5 protein-coding genes are annotated in these 5222 nt (G+C 71.0%); 4 read left to right on the top strand and 1 reads right to left on the bottom strand.

Features of this window, described 5'->3' with window-relative positions:
- Nucleotides 1-332 precede the first annotated feature (332 nt).
- On the top strand, nt 333-1790 hold the full coding sequence (gene ahcY, locus CCN35_RS22770; protein WP_067396701.1) for an adenosylhomocysteinase: 1458 nt from the start codon (nt 333-335) through the stop codon (nt 1788-1790).
- Between the two features lie 186 nt (nt 1791-1976).
- Entirely contained in the window at nt 1977-2591 is a 615-nt protein-coding gene (locus tag CCN35_RS22765) for a hypothetical protein (RefSeq protein ID WP_067396699.1), read from the top strand.
- Nucleotides 2592-2739: 148 nt separating this feature from the next.
- Here CCN35_RS22765 and CCN35_RS22760 read toward each other — a convergent pair whose 3' ends face one another.
- Nucleotides 2740-3765, bottom strand: a complete 1026-nt coding sequence (locus CCN35_RS22760) for an RDD family protein (protein ID WP_067396697.1) — start codon at nt 3763-3765, stop codon at nt 2740-2742.
- Nucleotides 3766-3895: 130 nt separating this feature from the next.
- Between CCN35_RS22760 and CCN35_RS22755 the strand changes: the two genes are divergently transcribed.
- Both CCN35_RS22755 and CCN35_RS28470 read left to right on the top strand, forming a co-directional pair.
- Nucleotides 3896-4900: a stage II sporulation protein M gene (locus tag CCN35_RS22755; protein ID WP_067396695.1), complete on the top strand. Its 1005-nt coding sequence runs from the start codon at nt 3896-3898 to the stop codon at nt 4898-4900.
- Nucleotides 4901-5025: 125 nt separating this feature from the next.
- Nucleotides 5026-5169, top strand: a complete 144-nt coding sequence (locus tag CCN35_RS28470; RefSeq protein ID WP_158100426.1) for a hypothetical protein — start codon at nt 5026-5028, stop codon at nt 5167-5169.
- Nucleotides 5170-5222: the final 53 nt, after the last annotated feature.

Raw genomic sequence — 5222 nt, 5'->3', positions numbered from 1 at the left:
CGAGGCCCGCCGCCCCCTCGCCGCCCGGCCGAGGCCGCCGTCCCGTCCCGCACGGTCCGGCCCCGTGGCACCGGAGAGTGACGAAGTGTCCGGGGACGGACGGAGGCGGACTGGGGACAGCCCGGCTCTCCGGTGTAGCTTGGAGGGAGCCAGACGTCGCTGCTGATGGCGGTCGGTCGGTCCGGACGGCGGACCGGCCGAGGGAGAGAGGGCCTCCGACGGACTGCGCTGCGCGCACGCGGGCATGCCTGTGCCCTCTTCGGGCGCTTCGTGCCCGCCGCCGCGTGGATCAGCCGTACCCACCTCGACCCGAACCCGAGGAGCAGCCCGTCATGACGACTGCCGACAGCCGACAGGACTTCAAGGTCGCCGATCTGTCCCTGGCCGAGTTCGGCCGCAAGGAGATCACCCTCGCCGAGCACGAGATGCCCGGCCTGATGGCGATCCGCAAGGAGTACGCCGCCGCGCAGCCCCTGAAGGGCGCGCGCATCACCGGCTCCCTGCACATGACCGTGCAGACCGCCGTCCTGATCGAGACCCTGGTGGCCCTGGGCGCACGGGTCCGCTGGGCCTCCTGCAACATCTTCTCCACCCAGGACCACGCGGCCGCCGCTGTCGCCGTCGGCCCGAACGGCACCCCCGACAACCCGCAGGGCGTCCCGGTCTTCGCCTGGAAGGGCGAGACGCTGGAGGAGTACTGGTGGTGCACCGAGCAGGCCCTGACCTGGCCGGACAGCCCCACCGGCGGCCCCAACATGATCCTCGACGACGGCGGTGACGCCACCCTCCTGGTCCACAAGGGCGTCGAGTACGAGAAGGACGGCAAGGTCCCCTCGCCCGACACCGCCGAGTCGGAGGAGCACCGCGTCATCCTCCAGCTGCTGACCCGCACCCTGAGCGAGAACCCCCAGAAGTGGACCCAGCTGGCGTCGGAGATCCGCGGCGTCACCGAGGAGACCACCACCGGCGTGCACCGCCTGTACGAGATGCAGCGCGAGGGCACCCTCCTCTTCCCGGCGATCAACGTCAACGACTCCGTCACCAAGTCGAAGTTCGACAACAAGTACGGCTGCCGGCACTCCCTGGTCGACGGCATCAACCGCGCCACCGACGTCCTGATCGGCGGCAAGACCGCCGTCGTCTGCGGCTACGGCGACGTGGGCAAGGGCTGCGCGGAGGCCCTGCGCGGGCAGGGAGCCCGCGTGATCATCACCGAGATCGACCCGATCTGCGCCCTGCAGGCGGCGATGGACGGCTACCAGGTCACCACCCTGGACGAGGTCGTCGAGACGGCCGACATCTTCATCACCGCCACCGGCAACAGGGACATCATCCGCGCCTCCGACATGGCGAAGATGAAGCACCAGGCGATCGTCGGCAACATCGGCCACTTCGACAACGAGATCGACATGGCCGGCCTCGCCCGGATCCCCGGCATCGTCAAGGAGGAGATCAAGCCGCAGGTCCACGCCTGGACCTTCCCGGACGGCAAGAAGATCATCGTGCTGTCCGAGGGCCGCCTGCTGAACCTGGGCAACGCCACCGGCCACCCGTCGTTCGTGATGTCCAACTCCTTCGCGGACCAGACCCTGGCCCAGATCGAGCTGTTCACCAAGCCCGACCAGTACCCGACCGGCGTCTACGTGCTGCCCAAGCACCTCGACGAGAAGGTCGCCCGCCTCCACCTGGACGCGCTCGGTGTGAAGCTGACCCGGCTCCGTCCCGAGCAGGCCGCGTACATCGGCGTGGACGTCGACGGCCCGTACAAGCCGGACCACTACCGCTACTGACCGGCACCGACACCGGCGCCGGCCCGAGCCGCGCGCCGGCCGGGAACGTCGAGGCAGGCCCCCGCACCCCCGTGGCGGGGGCCTGCCCCTTTCGCCGGGCCCGCGGCCCTCGCACACCGACCGCGCCGACTGCGCCGACCGCAGCGCCGAGGCGACCGGACCAGCCCCTCAGAACCCAGGACCCCCATGCCCCGCGGCCGTTATTCGCTCCACGACCCGCACGACCACACCCCCTACGCGGAAGAACACTTCCAGTGCGCCCCCGGCCCCTCCGGCTGGCGCTACCTCTCCCGGCTGACCACGCCTTCGGGCGACCACCACGGCTCCGTCGACCTCGCTCTCGACCACCTCGGCCGCCCCATCCGCCTCGAACTCCACACGGGAAGCTGGCGGGTGCGCGGCGGCGCCCTCGACGGCCTCACCTGGGTCCGCACCGATCCCACCGGCGCCCACGCCACCGAGGGCAATGCGCGTGCCCATGCCTTCGCCGGCACGTCCCCCGCGTTCCTCGTCGCCACCGCCCGCCTTCTGCGTCTCACCCCCTCCGCCACGGCCCGCGTACGCCTCGTCCTCTTCACGGAACCGGTCCTCGCCCCCCGCACCGTGGATCAGTCCTGGACCTTGGTGGAAAGAGAAGCACACGCCACTGACAGCGGCCCTTTGATCGTGGACGAGTACCAGGTCACCGCCCTGGACACCGGCGAGCGGCACACCGTGCACATCACCGGGGACGTGGTCCTGGCCGCCCCCGGCATCGAGCTCGAGGACCTCCAGTCCCCGCCGTCGGCCCTCGACTCCTGAACACAAGGCTCGACTCCTGAACACGGGGAAGGACGACCGGGCGCAACGGCGTACGACTACGACAGCACGCGGCGGAGCACGGGAGCACGACGGAGGGCGACGGAGCACCCCGGGGAAAAGGGGGACGGGGCGGCGAGGACCGGGCGGCTCAGGCCGGCGGCACGAACCCGGTGCTCGGAGGCTCGGTCCGCCCGGTGCCGGATGCGGAAGTCCCCGGATGACCACCGCTGCCGTGCGCCGAGGACCCGGAACGCGCTCCGGCCGGATACGACGACGGCGACGCGGCGGACGGCTGCGACGGTGCGGAGGCCGACTGCGGCGATGCAGGGGACGGCTCGGGCGGGGCGAAGGGCGACTGCGGCACGGAGAAGCCGGGCGCACCGGACGGAGCACCGCTCCCGCCGACGGCCCCCTCCGCCGCCGGGCCCTGCCCGAACGCGCGCCGGGCCTCCCGGGTCCGCCGCTCGTGCAGCACCGCCGCCAGATACATGGCCGGCGGAACCCCGACCGGCACCGGAGCCCCGGTCCGGGAGGCGAGATCGGCGGCAAGCCGCTGCGCCATGTCCTGGCCGACCTGCGGATCCAGCTGCTGCATCCGCGTCAGGTACTGCCGGATCGCCAGCCACAGACCATCGGGAACCGCCGACAGGTCCAGCGCCGAGAAACGCCCCGCCAGCCAGGGCGGCGGCGGAGGAACGAACGCCGTCGGCGCGGCCGGTATCCGCTCCCGCACGACCAGGGTGCCCGCGAACACATCGCCCAGCCGACGCCCGCGCGCCGACACCAGCGAGGCGATGCACGCGATCACCCCGAAGGTCATCAGAATCTCGATCACACCGATCGCACCGCGCACCAGCGCGTGCCGGAACCGGATCGGCCCGCCGTCGTCCCTGACCACACGCAGTCCGCAGGCCATCTTCCCGAGCGACCGTCCGTGGCTGAGCGTCTCCACGGCTATCGGTCCCCCCACCAGCACGAGCAGGAACGTCGCGATCGACAGCGCCATCCGCGCGGCCTCGTCCAGGGACGCCGTGGCAGCGATCATCGCCACGGTCACGATGAGGTAGACCGCCCCGGCCACAAGAAGATCGAGCAGTACCGCCAGCGCCCTGCTGGGCAGCCTCGCAGGGCGCAGCTCCAGCGCCACCGCCTCGCCCGTCACCAGCTCACTCACGCCTGTCGTCCTTCCCCTGGCCTGCCCCTGGAACGGCCAGTCTGCCAAGCTGAGGGCAACCGCGCCGCAGCGCGGCGAACCGGCACAGCCGACGGTCGCCGAACAACCAGCCGAGGAGCAGGCAGCCCCGATGGACCTGGACGTCTTCGTCTCCGCCCACCGAGCCGAATGGGACCGTCTCGACGACCTGCTCCACCGCCGCCGCCTCACCGGCGCGGAGGTCGACGAGCTCGTCGTCCTCTACCAGCGTGCGGCAACCCATCTCTCCCTGATCCAGTCCAGTGCTCCGGACCCCCAGCTGACCGGCTGGCTCAGCCAGCGCGTGGCACGCGCGCGAAGCGCCGTGACGGGAACCCGCCGTGCCTCGTGGCGTGACGTCGTCCGCTTCCTGCTGGAGGGCTTTCCCGCGGCGGTCTACCGGGCCCGCTACTGGTGGGTGCCCACCGCGGTCCTCTCCACGGTCGTCGCGGCACTTCTGGGATGGTGGATCGGCGCGCACCCCGAGGTGCAGGCCGCGATCGCGGCTCCCGAGGAGCTACGGGAGCTCACCCGGCCCGGCGGTCAGTACGAGACGTACTACTCCAGCCACCCCGCGGCCTCCTTCGCCGCCCAGGTGTGGACCAACAACGCCCGGGCCGCCGCCATGTGCCTGGCCCTGGGCATCTTCCTGGGACTGCCCGTCCTGTGGATCCTCTTCTTGAACATGCTCAACCTCGGCGTCGGCATCGGGCTGATGTCCTCGGCCGGCCGGCTCGACGTGTTCCTCGGCCTGATCCTGCCGCACGGCCTGCTCGAACTGACGGCGGTCTTCGTCGCCGCCGGTACGGGACTGCGCCTCGGCTGGACGGTCGTCGACCCCGGTCCCCGTCCCCGGCGCACCGCCCTCGCCCAGGAGGGCCGAGCCGCGCTGGGCATGGCCATCGGCCTGGCCCTGGTCCTCTTCGTGTCCGGCGTCATCGAAGGCTTCGTCACCCCGTCCGGCCTGCCCACCTGGGCCCGCATCGGCATCGGAGTCGTCGCCGAGCTGGCCTTCCTCGCGTATGTCTTCGTCCTGGGCGGCCGTGCGGCTCGGGCCGGCGAGACCGGGGACGTGGAGGCAGCCGAGCGGAGCGCCACCGTGCCGACGGCCGCCTGATGTGCGTGAACGCCCGCTGAGCTGCTACTCTCCTCTTCGCCGCACCGGAGCCGTTGACACGGGTTCGGAGCGGAGGTAGATTCGAACAGTTGCCTGGAGATGGACCCTGGTCCAGACGGGCGACCGTGAGCATCTATCCGCTTCTGAAGATCGACGACAACGTCATCGTGAAGAAGCTCCTCCCGACACATCGGAACGGCAGCCGGTCGGACCGGCTCAAAAGTTCTGGTAAAGTCGGGGCCGCCGGAAAGGGGAGCGCGAAAGCGTGAACCTGGAAAGCATCGAGGAAAATCGGATCGAAAAGATCTGATAGAGTCGGAAA

It is taken from the genome of Streptomyces thermovulgaris, assembly GCF_002155915.1.
GTDB lineage: Bacteria > Actinomycetota > Actinomycetes > Streptomycetales > Streptomycetaceae > Streptomyces > Streptomyces thermovulgaris.
Note: the sequence above shows the minus strand (reverse complement) of the source record. Positions and strands in the feature narration are given on the sequence as shown.